The 17,492-nt window shown below is 61.6% G+C and carries 18 protein-coding genes; 13 read left to right on the forward strand and 5 right to left on the reverse strand.

All coding sequences use genetic code 11. The features are described from left to right. Positions 1–78 precede the first annotated feature (78 nt). The 4 genes from B0919_RS14940 to B0919_RS14955 all read left to right on the forward strand — a co-directional run bounded on the left by B0919_RS14940 (position 79) and on the right by B0919_RS14955 (position 3,682). Positions 79–1,464 (forward strand): peptidylprolyl isomerase, encoded by a 1,386-nt coding sequence (locus tag B0919_RS14940; protein ID WP_139362152.1) that lies wholly within the window; start codon positions 79–81, stop codon positions 1,462–1,464. Positions 1,465–1,561: 97 nt separating this feature from the next. Continuing rightward, positions 1,562–2,530, forward strand: a complete 969-nt coding sequence (locus tag B0919_RS14945; RefSeq protein ID WP_078013089.1) for an AAA family ATPase — start codon at positions 1,562–1,564, stop codon at positions 2,528–2,530. A 74-nt stretch (positions 2,531–2,604) separates the two neighbouring features. Next, a complete protein-coding gene (locus B0919_RS14950) occupies positions 2,605–3,066 on the forward strand; it encodes a hypothetical protein (protein ID WP_078013090.1) in 462 nt (153 codons plus the stop codon). 112 nt (positions 3,067–3,178) lie between these two features. After that, positions 3,179–3,682, forward strand: a complete 504-nt coding sequence (locus tag B0919_RS14955) for a hypothetical protein (protein ID WP_078013091.1) — start codon at positions 3,179–3,181, stop codon at positions 3,680–3,682. Between the two features lie 66 nt (positions 3,683–3,748). Here the strand turns inward: B0919_RS14955 and B0919_RS14960 are convergent, their stop codons facing one another. Further along, positions 3,749–4,633, reverse strand: coding sequence for an SDR family NAD(P)-dependent oxidoreductase (locus tag B0919_RS14960; RefSeq protein WP_078013092.1), 885 nt, complete (start codon positions 4,631–4,633; stop codon positions 3,749–3,751). A gap of 249 nt (positions 4,634–4,882) precedes the next feature. On the opposite strand from B0919_RS14960, the gene B0919_RS14965 reads away from it, so the two are divergent. Next, complete coding sequence (locus B0919_RS14965) at positions 4,883–5,416, forward strand: GNAT family N-acetyltransferase (protein WP_078013093.1); 534 nt, start codon at positions 4,883–4,885, stop codon at positions 5,414–5,416. A gap of 351 nt (positions 5,417–5,767) precedes the next feature. Here the strand turns inward: B0919_RS14965 and B0919_RS14970 are convergent, their stop codons facing one another. Beyond that, a complete protein-coding gene (locus B0919_RS14970) occupies positions 5,768–6,793 on the reverse strand; it encodes a hypothetical protein (protein WP_078013094.1) in 1,026 nt (341 codons plus the stop codon). A 393-nt stretch (positions 6,794–7,186) separates the two neighbouring features. Here B0919_RS14970 and recA point away from each other — a divergent pair, with 393 nt between their 5' ends. Next, a complete protein-coding gene (gene recA, locus B0919_RS14975; protein ID WP_176133062.1) occupies positions 7,187–8,275 on the forward strand; it encodes a recombinase RecA in 1,089 nt (362 codons plus the stop codon). Positions 8,276–8,362: 87 nt separating this feature from the next. On the opposite strand, the gene B0919_RS14980 is transcribed toward recA, so the two are convergent. Both B0919_RS14980 and B0919_RS14985 read right to left on the reverse strand, forming a co-directional pair. Further along, positions 8,363–9,940 carry an FAD-dependent oxidoreductase gene (locus B0919_RS14980; RefSeq protein WP_078013095.1) on the reverse strand — a complete coding sequence of 526 codons (1,578 nt, stop codon included), beginning with the start codon at positions 9,938–9,940 and terminating at the stop codon, positions 8,363–8,365. A gap of 40 nt (positions 9,941–9,980) precedes the next feature. Next, positions 9,981–10,799: an AraC family transcriptional regulator gene (locus B0919_RS14985; RefSeq protein WP_078013096.1), complete on the reverse strand. Its 819-nt coding sequence runs from the start codon at positions 10,797–10,799 to the stop codon at positions 9,981–9,983. Positions 10,800–11,059: 260 nt separating this feature from the next. Here B0919_RS14985 and B0919_RS14990 point away from each other — a divergent pair, with 260 nt between their 5' ends. From B0919_RS14990 to B0919_RS15000, 3 genes are all read left to right on the forward strand, one after another. Further along, positions 11,060–11,851, forward strand: coding sequence for a DUF3108 domain-containing protein (locus tag B0919_RS14990; RefSeq protein ID WP_254846588.1), 792 nt, complete (start codon positions 11,060–11,062; stop codon positions 11,849–11,851). A gap of 331 nt (positions 11,852–12,182) precedes the next feature. Beyond that, the gene (locus B0919_RS14995; protein WP_078013098.1) at positions 12,183–12,893 is read left to right on the forward strand and encodes a response regulator transcription factor; all 711 of its coding nucleotides are present in this window, start codon (positions 12,183–12,185) and stop codon (positions 12,891–12,893) included. A 103-nt stretch (positions 12,894–12,996) separates the two neighbouring features. Next, positions 12,997–14,199 (forward strand): sensor histidine kinase, encoded by a 1,203-nt coding sequence (locus B0919_RS15000; protein WP_254846589.1) that lies wholly within the window; start codon positions 12,997–12,999, stop codon positions 14,197–14,199. A 55-nt stretch (positions 14,200–14,254) separates the two neighbouring features. On the opposite strand, the gene B0919_RS15005 is transcribed toward B0919_RS15000, so the two are convergent. Next, positions 14,255–14,437 (reverse strand): hypothetical protein, encoded by a 183-nt coding sequence (locus tag B0919_RS15005; RefSeq protein WP_078013099.1) that lies wholly within the window; start codon positions 14,435–14,437, stop codon positions 14,255–14,257. A 133-nt stretch (positions 14,438–14,570) separates the two neighbouring features. Here B0919_RS15005 and B0919_RS15010 point away from each other — a divergent pair, with 133 nt between their 5' ends. From B0919_RS15010 to B0919_RS15025, 4 genes are read left to right on the forward strand one after another with little or no spacing between them, the layout of a single operon-like run. Then, on the forward strand, positions 14,571–14,822 hold the full coding sequence (locus B0919_RS15010; RefSeq protein WP_078013100.1) for a hypothetical protein: 252 nt from the start codon (positions 14,571–14,573) through the stop codon (positions 14,820–14,822). A gap of 36 nt (positions 14,823–14,858) precedes the next feature. After that, entirely contained in the window at positions 14,859–15,593 is a 735-nt protein-coding gene (locus tag B0919_RS15015; protein WP_078013101.1) for a hypothetical protein, read from the forward strand. Between the two features lie 26 nt (positions 15,594–15,619). Beyond that, positions 15,620–16,774: an SHOCT domain-containing protein gene (locus B0919_RS15020; protein ID WP_078013102.1), complete on the forward strand. Its 1,155-nt coding sequence runs from the start codon at positions 15,620–15,622 to the stop codon at positions 16,772–16,774. Further along, positions 16,746–17,483 carry a DUF3089 domain-containing protein gene (locus tag B0919_RS15025; protein WP_078013103.1) on the forward strand — a complete coding sequence of 246 codons (738 nt, stop codon included), beginning with the start codon at positions 16,746–16,748 and terminating at the stop codon, positions 17,481–17,483. Before B0919_RS15020 ends, B0919_RS15025 begins: the two co-directional genes overlap by 29 nt. The last annotated feature ends 9 nt before the right edge of the window (positions 17,484–17,492 follow it).

The raw sequence follows: 17,492 nt of genomic DNA on the forward strand, positions 1-17,492 counted from the left end.
TTGCCAAGCGGAGCCAGGGGTGTATGCCGTCGCTGCGTAGCGCGGGTTACGCTCCTTGCCGAAGCTTTTTCTTCTGACATGACTCATTTGTTTCGTTTGGCGGCCCTGGTGCTGCTGGCCTTTACAGCGGCCGCGGGCAGCGCCCAGGCGCAGACAGTCGCCGGTCTTTCCCGCCCCGCCGCCGGTAAAACGGTAGTCGACGGCATCATTGTGAAGGTCGACAACCAGATTGTGCTGCGTTCCGACCTGGAAGGCATCTACCAGCAACAACTGCAGCAGGCCGAGGGCAAGCCCCTGCCGCCTGATCTGCAGTGCAAGATTCTGCAGTCGCTGACCCTGAACAAGCTGCTGCTGGCCAAAGCCGAAACCGACTCGGTGGTGGTAACCGACGAGCAGGTGACGGGCGAGCTGAACCGCCGCATGAACTACTTCGTGCAGCAGATAGGCTCGGAAAAGAAGCTGGAGGAGTACTACAACAAGCCCCTGCGCCAGATCAAGGAAGAGCTGCGTGGGCAGGTGAAGGAGCAGCTGCTGCAGCAAAAGATGCAGGACCAGATTGCCGGTAAGGTGACGGTGACGCCCCGCGAGGTGCGCCAGTTCTTCAGCCGCATTCCCAAGGACTCGCTGCCCTACTACTCCACCGAGGTGGAAGTAGGCCAGATCGTGAAGCTGGCGAAGCCCGACCCCAAAGCCGAGCAGGCCACGCTGGCCAAGATGAACGACATCCGCGCCCAGATTCTGGCCGGGGCCGACTTTGCCGAGTTGGCCAAGCAGTTCTCTGAAGACCCGGTTTCGGCTAAGGAAGGCGGCAATCTGGGCTGGTTTAAGCGCAAGGAGCTGGTGCCCGAGTACGAAGCCGCTTCCCTGCGCATGCAGCCGGGCGGCCTCTCGCCCATCGTCAAGTCGCAGTTTGGCTACCACCTCATCCAGCTGATCGAGAAGAAGGGCGACTCCTACAACACGCGCCACATTCTGATGAAGCCCGCTACCGGCGGCACCGACGTGGACGTGGCCTCGGCCCAGCTCAGCAAGCTGCGCACCCGCATCATGCAGGACAGCATCACCTTCGCCAAAGCGGCCAAGGACAACTCCGACGACAAGGAAACCAGCGGCAACGGCGGCCTGCTCCAGAACCGCCGCGACGCCAGCTCCTACCTCCCGCTCGACCAGCTCGACCCGGCCATCTTCTTCACCATCGACACGATGAAGGTGGGCAGCATCAGCAAGCCCCTGCCCTACCGCACCGACGACGGCAAGGACGCGGTGCGCATCATCTGGCTGAAGTCGAACACCCCGCCCCACCAGGCCAACCTGAAGGATGACTACCAGAAGATTTCGACGGCGGCGCTCAACCAGAAGAAGAATAAAGCCCTCGACGAGTGGTTTGACCGCAACCGCGGCACCGTGTTTATCGAAGTAGACCCCGAGTACGCCGGCTGCAAAGTGCTGGATACCGCGCAGTAACCAGACGTGAGAAATTAGAAGTGAGATGTGAGAGCTTTTTCACATTTCTCTCTCATGCGCCTGCATCCGAAGTCTGTTATCTCACGTCTCAGTTCTCATGTCTCAAAAATTCTCCTCGGATAAAGAAGCGGCTGATGCCCTGGCGCAGTCGTACCGCACGCTGCGGCAGGAAATCGGCAAGGTTATCATCGGGCAGGACGAGGTGGTGCGGCTGATGCTGACGGCCGTCTTTTCGCAGGGCCACGCCCTGCTGGTGGGCGTGCCCGGCCTGGCCAAGACGCTGCTGGTGCAAACCATCAGCAACGCGCTGGACCTCTCCTTCAACCGCATTCAGTTCACGCCCGACCTGATGCCCTCCGATATCGTGGGCTCGGAGACGCTGAACCAGCAGCGCGAATTCCACTTCGTGAAGGGGCCGATTTTCGCCAACATCATCCTCGCGGACGAAATCAACCGCACGCCGCCCAAGACGCAGGCTGCTTTGCTGGAAGCCATGCAGGAGCACGCCGTAACCGTGGCCGGGCAGCGCTACCAGCTGCCGCGCCCGTTCTTCGTGCTGGCCACCCAGAACCCCATCGAGCAGGAAGGCACCTACCCGCTGCCCGAGGCGCAGCTGGACCGTTTCATGTTCAACATCACGCTGGACTACCCCAGCTACGAGGCCGAGCTGCAGATTGTGAAGAACACCACGGCCGACATCCGGCCGACGGTACAGAAAATCTTGCACGCCGACGAAATCGAAGCGTTCCAGCACCTGGTGCGCCGCGTGCCCGTGACGGACAACGTTATCGAGTACGCCGTGGGGCTGGTGCACAAAACCCGCCCCGGCGGGCCCCGCGCCACCCAGCGCGCCACGCAGCTGCTGGAATGGGGTGCCGGTCCGCGCGCCTCGCAGCACCTCATCGTGGGGGCGAAGTGCAACGCGTTGCTCAACGGCAAGTACTCGCCCGACATCGAGGACGTGCGCGCCGTGGCGCCGGCCATTCTGCGGCACCGCATCGTGCGTAACTTCAAGGCCGAGGCCGAAGGCGTGTCGGTAGACCAGCTCGTGCAAGAACTTTTATAGCCATGAGTATTGAGTAGCGAGAGTTATCAACCTTCTACTCTGTACGCCATGCTTACTACTCCATCCTGACCCTCATGGAAGTCCAAGGCTACTACGACAGCTTTCCCCGCAACCTGCACATGGTGGACGACGCGCTGCGCGCCGGCCTCGACCTGCGCACCACGGCCCTCGAAACCTCGCTGCCCCTGGAAATCTACGTGCTGAGCGAAGTGCTCAACCACGGCGGCGCCTCCTTCAAACTCACCACCGACGGCCTGGCCCGGGTAGCCGAGTTTAAGCAGCAGTACGAAGCCAGCTTCGACGCTGCCAACGCCATCATGCGCCGCCTGCTCGATGACGCGAAGGACTACATGAAGACGCCCGAAGGCCGCGTGCTGACCAAGGAAATGCTCATCCGCCGCCTAGAGTTCTTCAACGAAGCCGCCCGCCAGGTAAACGTGATGCGTACGCAGCAGTCCTTGGGTAGCCCGGCGCAGTACAAGCATCCGCACCTGCCCGAGGCCGCGCTGATTTCGACGCTGCCGGCGCAGCGGTAGTCGCTGAGTACAACCAGAAAACAGACAGGCCCGCTGCTAGCAGCGGGCCTGTCTGTTTTCTACCTCAAGGGTTTGCATCTACTCCTGTGGTTTCTTTCTCTTTAGATTCTGCATGGCATTTTTTCAGCGTAAGCCGCTCCTTGGCTTCGAAATCGGTAGCCTGCTCGCTTATACCTTGCTGACGGGAGTAGTAGTTGGGGCAGCTGCCTATGGCCCCCAAGAGGCTCTGCTTCGGCCGTTGCTGCTGACTTATACCTTTGAGGTCCAGTTGCTCTTGTACGTGTTGTTCTACCAATCACTGCGCAACCCGGTATTTTTCGCGTTGTGTTGCCTGTTTGGCGGGCTGCATCTGCTGCTCTACTACCTGCTGCGTCATTCCGGCGTCCACATTGCCGGAGCACCGCCGACGGGGTGCCAATCCTTACGCGCCACCCTGCCGCTGCTGCTCCTGTTCCAGTGTCTGCGGCTGGTTAGTTTGGCCGCGCAGGCTCTGGATTTGGTGTGCCCCGCCAAGCATGGCCAGTTCGATATTTACCACGAGCGGCGCGTCACCCTGCTGGATATCGTGCTGCTGTTGGTGTATCTGCTAGCCGTGGTGCTTCTGTCGCTAGTCTAACCCAACGTGCCCCGACGCATGCACTGCGTCGGGGCACGTTGGGCTTGCTGCAGCATCAGGGTTGCCCTACCCCAAATGCTTCCACTCGTCCTGCTTGCGGATTTCGGCGTGGCCGTCGAGGGCGTGTTTGAGGTCTAGCTCCCCCTTGGGCTCTTTTTTCAGGTCGCTGGGCACTTCGGCGCCGTGCGGGCCCTTGGAGTTGGTTACGCCGCCGTCGGCAAAGAAGAGGGCGCCCGTCACGAAGCTGGCTTCCTCGGAGGCCAGGAACAGGTACACGTTGGCAATTTCCTCGGGTGTGCCGCGCCGCCCCATCGGGGTGCCTTCCACCGTCTGCTTTTCCATCTTGCCCGACATCGGCCCGGTTTCCTTGTGCGTCCAGGCCGTATCTACCGGGCCGGGGCACACACAGTTAGCGCGTACCCCTTCCTTGGCCTGCTCCACTGCCACGCCCTTCATGAAGGCATGGATAAAGCCCTTGGTACCGCCGTAGGGCGTGTTTTCGGGAATGCCCATCCACCCCGCTTCCGAGCCGGCCGACACGATATTGCCGCGCGTTTTCTGCAGCTCCGGAATGGCGGCCCGCGTCATCATGAAGCAGGAATAGATGTTGTTTTTGATCATGTACTGAAACGCCTCCACTGGATACTTATCGATGGTGCCGGTGGCCGGAAACACGCCCGCGTTGTTGATGAGGATATCCAGCTGGCCGAATTCCTTCACGGCCATACGCACGCAGGCTTCGGCTTCTTCCTGCTGCGATATGTCGCCGGTGTGGGCAATGGCGCGGCCGCCCGCCTGCTGAATTTCCGCCACTACCTGCTCGACGGGGTCTTCGGGGAAGCCACACACGACCACGGCGGCGCCCTCCCGGGCAAACTTCTTGCTGATGGCTTCGCCGATGCCGGCGCCACCACCGGTTACGATGGCCACTTTGCCTGCTAAACGATTCATACTAGGGTGTTTTGGTGTGGGTAGATGGCCCGCGCCGCGGCGGGCGGTGCTCCTTGCTAACGGCCGGCCCAGCCCGGGGTTACCGGCCGAGCGGTGAAAAGCTGGCTGCTCACGGTTAATCGGCTCCTCACCTACCCCCGGCCGGCGTCTGTCAACTTCGGGCTTCGGGTTCATTCCGCTGATTTGTCCGCTCTGCTGTCTGGTGACGCAACCGTTTTCGTCCGCCTTTCGTGTGGGGAAACGCCTGCCATGTCCTTGTTGCCTACTCTTGCGCCTGCTACCCTCCGCACTGCCCGCCTGCTGCTGCGGCCTTACCGGCTGACGGACACGCCCGATTTTTACGCCCTGTTGCACGCCGAGGCCCCCCGGTTGGAGCCCGCTTTTCCGCGGCGCGTGGCCGCCGTGCGCTCCTACGCCGATGCCGAGCAGGCCCTGCGCACCTTTGGCGAGCAATGGCGCCAGCGCCGCCTGCTGGTGTGGGGCATCTGGCACGCCGAGACGGGCCAGTACCTCGGCGACATCAGCCTGCAGCCCGATGCCCCGCGCATCCGCGCCGGCGAAATCGGCTACTACCTAGCCGCCGCGGCCGAAGGCTACGGCTACGCCCGCGAAGCCCTCGGAGCCGTGGTGCAGTACGCCTTTGCTGACCTTGAGGCCCGCCGCCTCACCCTGCGCTGCCGCCCCGAAAACGTGCGCAGCCAAGCCACCGCCGAAGCCCTGGGCTTCCGCCGCGACGGCGCCGACGAGCCCGGCATCTGGCACTACGCGCTGCGCCGCAGCTAAAGTAACGGCGGCCCTTGGGCGGCCCATTCCCTTTGCCAAAGTTGGCTAGTGGCTGCCCAAGGCAGCTGCCGAGCAGGTATGAGTTATCAGCAGAGCAAAAACAATGGTTTCTGAGCCCATAGGAACTCCTACTTGCCCGGAAACCATTGTTTTTGCCTTGGCAGGAATTCCTATGGGCTCAGAAACCATTGTTTTTGCTTCGATAGGAACTCCCATGAGCACAGAAACCATTGTTTTTGCCCTCATGGGAGTTCCTACCTGTCCAGAAACCATTGTTTCCGGGCAGGTAGGACTACTGAGCGGCCTAAAAACGTTGTGTTTCCGCTGGCATGCCTAGCTACCTAAGCACTGTTACTGCGCCCAGCGCGCCCGCTTCCCCACGTTGCCCAGCAACCACTCCTGCCGAAAATTCAAATACACCCCGGCCGAAAACTCGGTGCTCCCGGCCCGGAAGTCGTACACCGGCTCCAGGCGCACGGTAATGGCCGCCGCCTCGCCCAGCGAAAAATCGCGCATCAGGCGCACGAACAGCAGCTGCCTGGTAGCCTCCCGATAGGTAGGGTTGCCCACGCTGCGCGAGACGCTCTGGTACAGGTCGCCGCCCAAGGGAGCCACGAACTTGTGCCCGTGCCAGTAGCTCACCAGCACATTGAGCCAGCGGGTATCGGCGCCGGCGTTCAGGTACAGGGCCGTGCCTTGGTGGTACGGCAGCTGGTACTCGAAGGAGCGGTCCTTGAAGCCCAGTCCGTAAGCCTGCAGGTGCAGGCGGCTGAAGGGCCCGACGTTGTCCTTGCTCACGTACACGCCCGCGGCCCCGTTGAACAAGGTCTGCAAGGGCCGATCCAGCGTGTCGATCTGCCCACCGTTGTGGGTGGCGGTAAACTGCACGGGGATGGACACCGTCAGTGGGCTATTGTCGCCGGTGAGGCGAAAGTTGCTGCTGAAGCCGCCCGCAATCTGCTCCTGGTAGTTGCTGTAGCGGTACTGCTGCCGCAGCCAGTCCACCCAGGTGTCCAGCTGCACTCGGTTGCCGAGGTAGCGGTACTGCAGCCCCTCCTCCACCCGCTTCAGAATCACCCGCTCGAAGTTGAACAACGGCTCGATGTAGCCATGATTCAGGTGCCCGCGGATGTTGCCCAGCACCACTTCGTGCGCCCCGCTGCGGTAACGGGCCGTGAAGGTCGGCCGCGCCTGCTGCAGCCGGCCCTTGCCGAAGTCCTGCCACAGGAATACGCCGGCTTCCAGCCTCAACTTGGCCGTGGGGTAATACACCAGCTTCGGGTGCAGCTGCGTGCCGAATAGCGTGTAGCCTTCGATTATCTTGTTGAAATACTCGTTGTCCTTGAAGAAGGTGAAGGCGTCTAGGTGCAGTCGCAAGTCGCCAGCTTGGACCGTTGCTTGGGCTGTCCAAGGCGCTCCGCCAACGTAAGTAGTGTCCGTCCGCTGCTTCTCGTCCCCGTCAATAGGAATCGATTTTTTGATAATTTGGGTATGGGCCGCGCCGGGAGCCGGAGCTATAAACGTTTGGTTATTGAGCTGCGCCTGTGCTAACGAGCTTGTAAAAATCAGAAGACCAGCTACTAATAGTTTTAGCAAAGATTTTCTCATATATTTATCGCTCAGTTGGCACAAAACGCGGGTCGGCTGTGTTAGAAAAAGCTGCCTGTAACGGACGCTAGCGCGGTTTTACCCGTACTAGTTTCGGCGCCGGCCGCATCGCCTCCAAGCGACTTCCAAACCTACATCATATCTCCCCAACGCACGCACAACATGGCTGCTACCACTGACAAAACGGTGAACCAGAACGCCGAGAAACTGAAGGCGCTCCAGCTCACGATGGACAAGCTCGACAAGGCCTACGGCAAGGGCACCGTCATGAAGCTGAGCGACAACAAAATTGGCGACATTGCCGCCATTAGCACCGGTTCGCTCGGTTTGGACATTGCCCTCGGTATTGGCGGCCTGCCCAAGGGCCGTATCGTCGAGATTTACGGTCCTGAATCGTCGGGTAAAACCACGCTGACCATGCACGCCATTGCCGAAGCCCAGAAGAAGGGCGGCATTGCCGCGTTCATCGACGCCGAGCACGCCTTCGACCCGATCTACGCCCAGAAGCTCGGCATCGACACCGAAAACCTGCTTATCTCGCAGCCCGACAACGGCGAACAAGCCCTCGAAATCGCCGACCAGCTGATTTCGTCGGGTGCCATCGACATCTGCGTAATTGACTCCGTGGCCGCCCTGGTGCCGAAAGGCGAACTGGAAGGCGACATGGGCGACTCGAAAGTGGGTCTGCACGCCCGCCTCATGTCGCAGGCCCTGCGTAAGCTCACCGGTACCATCAACAAGACCGGCTGCTTGTGCATTTTCATCAACCAGCTACGCGAGAAAATCGGCGTAATGTTCGGCTCGCCCGAAACCACCACGGGTGGTAACGCGCTGAAATTCTACGCTTCCGTCCGCCTCGATATCCGCCGCATCGGCCAGATCAAGGAAGACAAAGACAACGTGACCGGTAACCGTACCAAGGTGAAGGTGGTGAAAAACAAAGTCGCGCCGCCCTTCAAGGTGGTCGAGTTTGACATCATCTACGGCGAAGGCATCAGCAAAGTCGGCGAAATCCTCGACCTGGCTACCGACATGGGCATCATCGCCAAGTCGGGCTCCTGGTTCTCCTACAACGGCAACCGCCTCGGCCAGGGCCGCGAAGGCGTCAAGACCATCCTGCAGGACAACCCTGAGCTGGCCGACGAAATCGAAGCTAAAGTACGGGCCATGGCCAAGGGGGAACCCGAAGCCCTCGAAGCCGCCATTCCGGTGGACATGAGCGGCCCTGAGGACGGCGAAGACACGCTGTAAGTCGATTCCCGCTACTTGCAAAAAGCCCGCTGCACAGAGGTGCAGCGGGCTTTTTGTTTGGGGGTTGAGCAAAGCTTTGGCCTTTGCCTACGGCTTGGCTTCTACCACCGAACGCTGCCCAAACCAACGAGCAGCCGCCCGTTGACATTCGCTGGTGTCTGCGCCATTATCCGAAGCCCAGGCCACGAAACCATCCGGGCGAATCAGCAGCGTGCTCAGGCCCAATGGCTCTTTTGCCCGACCCGAAAGGTACTTGAGTTGGTCGCCGTATGCACGGGCCAACGCTTGCCAGTCGGCGTTCTGGTCGAAGTCCAGCAGGATGCCGCGGCCGTCGTGCATATGCTCGCCCAGTGTCGTGCCGTCTTCGAAGGCGAAGTTGGGGGCGCTGCGGCCGACCAGCGGGTGCTTGCCGCCCAGGTCATAGTGGGTCGTCACGCCCCACACCCGCCCGGCAAAGTAGGTAGCCCCGTCACGGGTGTTCATCAGGTCGCTGATAAGGGCCCGTAGCGCTTGCGCCTGAGGCCGCGGCTCCATGATGGCCACCTGAGCGCGGGACCAATCCAATACCTGTGCTCCGATCGGGTGGCGTTCGGTCTGGTAGCTGTCCAGCAAGCCTTCCGGCGCCTGCTCATGGATGATGGCAGCCAGCTTCCAGCCCAGATTTAGCGCGTCGCCGAGGCCCAGATTGAGCCCCTGTCCCCCGAGCGGCGAATGAATGTGGGCGGCGTCGCCGGCGAGTAGCACCCGGCCGCGGCGGTAGTCGGTGGCTTGGCGGGCGCGGTCCGTCCAGGTAGTGGCGATATGCAAGGCCGTGATGGTAACGTCGGTACCCGAAATGCGGCGTAGCAGCTGCTGGAAGTGCTCCTGCGTCACGGGCTTCTGCGACTGATGGAAGGCTCCACCATCAAAATCCTGCAGAATCAAATAGCCCGGCTGGGACTGGAGGTACATGCCGGTTGGCGTCACGTTGCGGCCGGGCTTGAGCTTCTCCGGCTCCACGATATCAACCAGAGCCGTGTAGCCGGTGAATTCGGGCTCGGTACCGACAAAGTCGAACCCACCCATCTTGCGCACTTCGCTGCGGCTACCGTCGCAGCCCACCAGCCACATGCCCTGAAGAGTCTGGTTTCCGGCTTGCACCATCACGCCGTTTGTGGTTTGCTGGAAGTCCGTCAGGGCCAACCCGCGCCTGATAGCTACGCCCAGGCCGGCTGCGCGGCGGGCCAGTACCGTTTCGAGCTCTTCCAGTTCGGACAACAACTGCACCTCGGTAGCGCCGGGCAGACGGTACGGCCACTGCGCGGGGTCAATCTTCTCGCTGGGAAATTGAATGCCGGCGAAGTGCCCGCCTACCTGGGGCCGCTGTCCTTGCGGGGCAGTAGCGGAGAAATGGGGCGCTTTCAGGCGTTGGGACACCTGCAGCTCTGACTGCAAGCCCCGGCGATACAGCGCCTCCACCGAAAGTGCGTTTAGGCCCCGTAGACCGAACGGGAGCTGCTTCAAGGGCGCGTGTAGGCTGTCGGCCTTCTCAAGCACCAAGACGCGGCAGTGGCGCAGGGCCAGCTCGCAGGCGAGGAACAGCCCGACCGGCCCGGCGCCAGCAATGATAACGTCGTAAATAGGTTGAGTGGATGCGGAGTCCGGGCTGGCTAGTGTCGCTTTCATGTCGCAGGATTGAGCCACAAAGCTCCGGCCGGCGCCCGCGCTAGGATTGTACAAACGCGACAATCTCGCCACTGACCGCCTGCTTCCGCTGCTCGGCCTTGCGCGCAAAGGCTGCGGGGGTCGTGCCACTGTAGCGCTTGAACTCCCGGCTTAGGTGGGACTGATCGGTGTAGCCCAACTCGTGCGCCAAGCCGGCCAGGTTGACCTTTGCATCGTGCCACAAGCGGTTGCGGACCTGCTCAAAGCGCATCAGACTAGCCACATCCTTTACCGTGTGGCCGGCGGCCTGCTTGAACTTTCGTTCCAGGGTGCGCACCGTGGCGTGCGCGGCCGCCGCTACCTCGCTGACCGGCAAGGTGCCGCCCGCGGCGCGCATCGCGCCGCCCGCTTTGGCCAGGGTGCTGTCGGTGGCTACCCCGCGCCGGGCATCCAGGAAGTATTGCTTTACCTGCGCCAGCGCTTCTGCTATCCGACCCGCCCGGACCAGCTCCGCCAAAAGCGGTTGCAGCCCGGCCATAGGATGCGTGAAGACGCGCACGCCGCCACTGGCCGCCGGCAAACCGAGCAGCTCAAACACCGTCCAGGGAAAGCACTTGATACCGATAACTTCTAGGTGGCTTTCGCCGTGCAGGTGCACCGGCTGATTGAGCAGCCCCATCAAAAACGGGGAGGGCAAGGGCTGCAAACTGGCGCTGACGGCAATGCGGCAGGAGCTGCCGAAGTGAAAAATAATTTCGGCAAAGCCATCCGGCACTATCTCAAAACCGGCCGGCAACTGCCCAATGTCTAGGCGGGCGTACCAAAAACCCTGGATGGTATCTTGTAGCTCCGCCGGCGCTGCAATTCCTTGGTGCTGCATCGGAAAGATATTATGGTGTATGTCGTTGGCTAAGGCGGCGGGCAGACCGGCATATTATTTCCTCATTAAGCAGAACTACAACTATATACCTTTCCGTTAATCTGCGCGGCCTGCAAACGCCGTATAAGCCTTTCATCCGGCAGGTAGCCTTGGTATATTTGCTTGGCACCTCCTTTGCGTAACGCCAACCGCCTCTTGACCAGTATTGATTACTCGCTTACATGAACCGTCGCTTCTGGCCCCTTTTTTCCCTTCCGGTTGTGCTCAGCGCGGGTCTGATGGCCTTCGCGCCGAATGAAGCGCCCCGCATCGTACGCAACGACAGCTTCCAGCGGGGCGAAGTCATGCAGTACAAGGTGCACTACGGCCTGATCAACGCAGCCGAAGCTACCATCGAAGTATCGGACGACCTGCACAAGGTAAACGACCGGCCCTGCTACAAAGCCACCGTGACGGGCCGCACCACCGGCTCGTTCGATATGTTCCTGAAGGTGCGCGACACCTGGCGCTCCTACATCGACACCACGAGCATCCTGCCCCAACGCTTTTTCCGCAACATCGAGGAGAACAACTACCGCAAGCGCGAAACCGTCGACTTCGACCACTACAAGAACATGGTGGCCGTGGAGTCGCACAAGAAAAACAAGAACGACGTGAAGCACGCCTCGTTTAAGGTGCCCGACAACGTGCAGGACCTGGTGAGCGGCTTCTATTTCCTGCGCACCCTCGACTACTCCAACCGCCGGGTAGGTGAGCAGATCAAAGTACAGGGCTTCTTCGACGACGAGGTGTTCGACATGACGGTGAAGTACATGGGCCGGCAGAACGTGGAAACCAAGGCCGGCGTTATTCGCGCTATTCGCCTGACCCCGCGCATGCCAAAAAATAAGCTATTCCGGGGCGAAGACGCCATTTCGGTGTACCTCTCCGATGACCGCAACAAGATTCCCGTGCTCTTCGAAGCCGAAATGTTCGTGGGCTCGGTGAAGATAGACATGTACAAGTGCAGCGGTCTGAAGAATAAGCTGGCGCTGGTAGCCAAGAACAACTAACGGCCGCACCGGCTGTCGTCGCGAGCAACGCGAACCGGAGGTCGACGTAGTCAAGCAATCGGTCCTGTACAATGTGTCGACCCTACTCGCAGCACCGCCCGAAACCAGTAACTCAGGTTTCGGGCGGTGCCGTTTTCGGTTGGCAGGTATTGGGGCGGTGCTGCTTGGGAAAGATTGACGCCGTTTGATGCACGGAATGTTCTGCGTCCGCGCAATGACTGCTAGGGCTACCGATCGGGCTGGTTCACAAAAAGGTAACACCAACGCTGGGGCATAAGGCGGTATTTTTGTGGCGCAACGCGTGTCTTTGCTCACCTAAGTCGCTTTCGCCGTGCAACATCCTGCCGCTTCCGCTTCCACGCCCTACAAGATTTTGGTTGTCGATGACGACCCGGACATCGTGGAGCTGCTCGAATACAACCTGCGCAAGGAAGGCTACGAGGTGGCCACGGCTTCCGACGGGCGCAAGGCGCTGGAGGTAGCCCCGCAATTCGGCCCCGATATCATCCTGCTCGATGTGATGATGCCCCACCTCGACGGCATTGCCGCCTGCCGCGAGCTGCGCGCCATGCCGCGCTTCAAGGATACCTACATCCTGTTTCTGACGGCCCGCTCGGAGGAGTTTTCGGAAGTGGCTGCCTTCGACGCCGGTGCCGACGACTACCTGAGCAAGCCCATCAAGCCCCGCGCCCTGATGAGCCGCCTCGCCGCCGTGGTGCGCCGCGACCTGGAGCCCGCCGCTCCCCTTTCCGACGTCATCGACATCAACGGCCTGCGCATCGACCGCACAGGCTTCGCCGTGTACCAGGACGGCCGCAAAATCACGCTGCCCAAGAAAGAGTTTGAGCTGCTGGCTTTCCTGGCCGCCTCGCCCCACAAGGTGTTTGGCCGCGACGAGCTGCTGCAGAACATCTGGGGCAACGACGTGTTCGTGCTGGCCCGCACCGTGGACGTGCACGTGCGCAAAGTGCGCGAGAAAGTGGGTGAGCACCACATCCAGACCATCAAGGGCGTGGGCTACAAGTTCAACGCGGATAATTAGGAATGGGCGAATGGCTGTGTGGTTAAATGGCTGGTCGTTCACCCCCAGAATGACCAGCCATTTAACCACTTGATCATTTAGCCATTTAACAGCGACCTTTACGGTGAAAACCAGCCGTTCCGTGGCCGAGCTGTGGCGTTCGGCCGTTGCCCGCGTCGTGCGCAAGCCGGCGGCACGTGCCGCGTTTTCGGCCAACGAGTCACCGCTGCCCTTCGTGTTCCGCTTGCACCTGTCGTCGCGCGCTATTGCCGTCATCATCGCTCTGCTGGTGGCGGGCGTGCTGGTAGCGTACACCACCATGGTACCCCGTTTGCCCTTTCAGCAGGCCGTGCTGGCCGGGGGCATCACCATTGCGGCGTGCTTCCTGCTGGTGTACCTCGCGTTTGAGGCGCTGATGTTCCGGGAAGTAAACAACATCTACTCCGGCCTGGAGCACGTCAAGCGCAAGGAATTCCGCAAGCTCTCCAACAAGTTTCTGTTTCGGCCCGAGCCGCTCAAGCGCATGCGCGAGGAAATCCTCGACATGGCCGTGCGGCGCCAGCAGGAAATCGACGAGCTGCGCCGCCTGCAGCAGCTACGTTCCGACTTCCTGGCTGACGTGTCGCACGAGCTGAAAACGCCCATTTTCGCCGCCCAAGGCTTCGTGTATACCGTGCTCGACGCGGGCGAGGACGAGGTATTTATCCGGGAGAAGTTTCTGCTCAAGGCCGCCTCGGCGCTGGATGCGCTGGACGCGCTGGTGCAGGACCTGGTAACGATTTCGCAGCTGGAAAAAGGCGTGGTGCGCATGCGCCGGCAGACCTTCGACCTGGTGCTGCTGGTGCGCGAAATCTTCGACCACCTGGAGCAGAAAGCCAGCAAGCGGCAGATGACCCTGCACCTACGGCCCGCCAACCTGCCCCGGGAAGGCGTGCCGGTACTGGCCGACCGCAACCGCATCCGGCAAGTGCTCATCAACCTCATCGACAACGCCATCAAGTACGGCCGCGAGCAGGGCAACATCACCGTGACGCTGCACGAAAGCGGCAAATCCATCCGCATAGCCGTGCATGACGACGGCGAAGGCATTGCCGAGGAGCACCAGCGGCGCATCTTCGAGCGGTTTTACCGCATCGACAAAAGCCGCTCCCGCGACGCCGGCGGCTCGGGCCTCGGCCTGGCTATCAGCAAACACATCGTGGAGGCGCACAAATCTACCATCCGGGTGCGCAGCGGGGCCGGGCAGGGCACCACGCTTGAATTCAAGCTGCCCAAGGCGCGGCAACTACCCTTAGCCCCCACGCCCGAGCCTCACGACCAGGAATAAAAAAACGGCCTCCGCTCTGCGCGAAGGCCGTTTTGCTATTATGAAGCAAGTTAAGCTAGCTTGATTTGCGGCCGGAGCCGCCGGGCTTTTTGCCGCCGCCGTCGTGCTTGTTGACGGTGGCCCAGGCGCGGCGTTCGGCTTCGTCTTCCGACAGGCCGCGCTTTTCGTAGCCTTCTTCGATGTGTTCGGCTTGGCGTTTCTGCTTGTCCGTGTACTTGGACTTATCTCCTTGTGGCATGATGACAGAGCGTTTGGTTGTGAAAGGAGCGCGGCAACAAGCAGGTGTACGCAGCGCCCGAGCCGAGGTTCCGCGGCGGCTGGCCCGATTCCTGAGGCGGTTGGTATCTTCGCCGAGCCAAATCCCGCTGCCCATGCGCCACGTAGCCCACATTCCCCACCCCGACATGAAACTCACGCTGCTGGCGTGGAACGGCAAGTACCTGCTCAAGTGCGAGCAGGGCCCATTCGAACAAACCTACAAGGTGAGCGAGCTGGACCTGCTGGGCGGCGACGCGGAACTGCCCCAGGTGCTCGACGAAGCGTTTGTGGCTGCGGTGCTCCGGCGTTTTGCCGATATGCGCGCCGATTTCGGGGCCGCACTCGAACGCCACGATTTGGTGTAGCTTGGCTGATTCTCTCACTCCATTCCCTTTTTCGTCATGACCACTTTTCTCTGCCGGGCAGGCCTGCTCGGGCTGCTGCTGCTGGCCGGTGGCTCGGCTGCGGCGCAGGTGTACGACGTGCGCACCAGCACCGTGAACGTGGACAAACGCGAGCGGCCCGCCCTGAAAGTGCAGGTAGAAGGCAGCGCCAAAGAGGCGCGCGACTTCTGGCAGCAGTTCCTGAAGGACAGCTACAACATCAAAATCAAATCCGGCGGGGTGCTGGGCATTGGCGGCAACAAGGACGTGATGCTGGCCAAGCAGACGCCGGTGTCCAGCGTTTCGGGCAAGCTGCTGGACCTTTACACCAACGTGGTAGCGCCCAGCGACAGCACCGCCGAGGTGCAGGTATTCGCCGCCTTCGACAACGGCACCACTTGGATTGACCCCGACCGTACCCCGTCGGAGTTTGCGGCGCTGCGCTCCATTGTGCAGAACTACGCCAAAGAGTACCGCCCGCGCCATTACAAGCTGGAAGTGGCTGCCGCCGAAAAGCAGGTAGCCGACGCCGAAAGGGAAAAAACCCGGCTCGACAAGGAAATCAAAACCCTGGCCGCCGACACCGTCAGCAACCTGGCCAAAATCCAGCAGCTGCACGAGCAGAACAAGCTGCACAGCGCCAAAATCAAGGAAGACCAGCAAAAGCTGGTGCAAAACGCCACCGAAACCGAGCGCCGCAAAATATTGGTGCAGCGCCGCCGTGACCGGCTTTCCGCCCTCGAACGTAAGTAGCCTGAACCGCAGGCCACCGATCCGCCATGGACAAAAACGACTCGTCGCCCCTCGAAACCCTGCGTCAGCTAAAAGAATGGCTCGACGCGGGTACCATCACGCAGCAGGAGTTCAACGCGCTGAAGCAGAAACTGCTGTTCCCGGACGCACCCTCCACCCCTGCTGGAGCTGCCGCCAGCTCAACCGTGCCTCCTCTGGTGCCGCCGCCCACCGCGCCGGTAGCCGCGCCGCCCGTACCGCCTACCCCGCTGGTGCCGCCCGCGCCGGAATCTCACGTGGTGTCGGCGCCGGTGGAGGACCCGCTGCTGCCGCTCATGGTCGAAACCGAACCGGTGTATACTACCGCTGCGCCCCCAACGTCCCCCGACTATTTCCGGCCGGCCCCGCCAGTTGCCGACCTGGACGGGCCAGAGGAAGAGCCGCAGCCCAAGTCGCCACTGGCCACCGTGCTCATCATCGGCGGCATCGTGCTACTGCTGGCGGTAGTGGGCTACCTCGTACTCGGCAACCGCAACTCCGAGCGCCTGACGAGCAGCTCCATCACGGCAGCCGATACCACGGCCACGCCCATCGAAGAAGGGCCCCAGGCCGAACAGCTCACCCTTCCCCCGGTGGCAGCGCCCGAAACCGTGCGCGTGCAGCCCAATGTGCCAGCTGCTACGCTGCCGACGGACACCGCGGCCGGCACCTCGGCCGCCGATGCGGCCGCAGCTGAAGCAGCCACCCGCGCCCGCGTGCAACGCACCCTGACGGCGTTGTACAGCGACCTGCAGACGGCTCCTTTCACGGCCAGCCAATACTTCGCGCCGCAGGTGGAGCGCTTCTACTCCCTGCAGAACACGACGCCGGCGGCCATCGAGGCCGAGCTGAACCGCACGCACTTTCCCGAATTTACGGAGGCCAAAATAAGCTTCGACCCGGCCACGCTACAGATCAGCCAGCCGGCCGAAGATGGTTCTGTCACGGTGACTTACCAGGAGCGTGGCCGGTCGTTGCGCAAGACCCTGAACCAGTACCAGCAGACGCTGGCGCAGGTACGGGCCCGCTTCGACCGCAACGGCCAGCTGACGTATTTCCGCCAGGAACGCCTGCTGCAGAACTCGTTTACCGACGCACCCAAGCCGGCCGCTCCCACTACCCCGCCGGCTACCGATGGCACGCCGCCCGCCGATCAGCAGTAAATTATTCAGCTTTGGCCCCGGCTGCTGGCACCACTGGTGCTGGCTGCTGGGGCTATTTGCGTTGGGTGGGTGCATCAAGGTGCTGAGCCCGGTGCGCAGCTACGAGCACTACACCCTGCCCCCTGCCCCCGACTACAGCCGCCCTGAAAGCTGGTCGGCCCTGCCCACGCTAAAAGATTCGGCTGACGCGGTACCGCGCCACTCGGGCCTGCGCGACCAGCAAGCCACGGCCGCTGCTGACGTATTCTTCGTGCACATGACTACCCGCGTAACTCCGTATGGTTGGAACGCGAGCATCACCAACCCGCTGATTAACCGTCTGACCGATCAGTTCAGCGTCCGGCCCCAGGCTTCGGTGTTCAATGCGGCCGCGCGGGTGTACGCCCCGCGTTACCGCCAGGCTACGCTGTACTCGTTCTTCGACAGCACGGCCAACAGCCACCAGGCCCTGGCGCTGGCTTACTCCGATGTGCGCGCGGCCTTCATCTACTTTCTGCAGCACTACAACCATAACCGGCCCATTATTCTGGCCGGGCATAGCCAAGGAACCTACCACGCCCAGCGCCTGCTGCGTGAATTCTTCGACCAGGACTCGTCGCTGCGCAAACGCCTCGTCGCGGCTTATCTCGTTGGCTTAAAAGTCACCCCCCAGGTCCTACCGTACTCTGCGGCCCTGCGCCGATTCGCTGCAGACGGGCTGCTACCTTAGCTGGAACGT

Source organism: Hymenobacter sp. CRA2 (assembly GCF_002007105.1).
GTDB lineage: Bacteria > Bacteroidota > Bacteroidia > Cytophagales > Hymenobacteraceae > Solirubrum.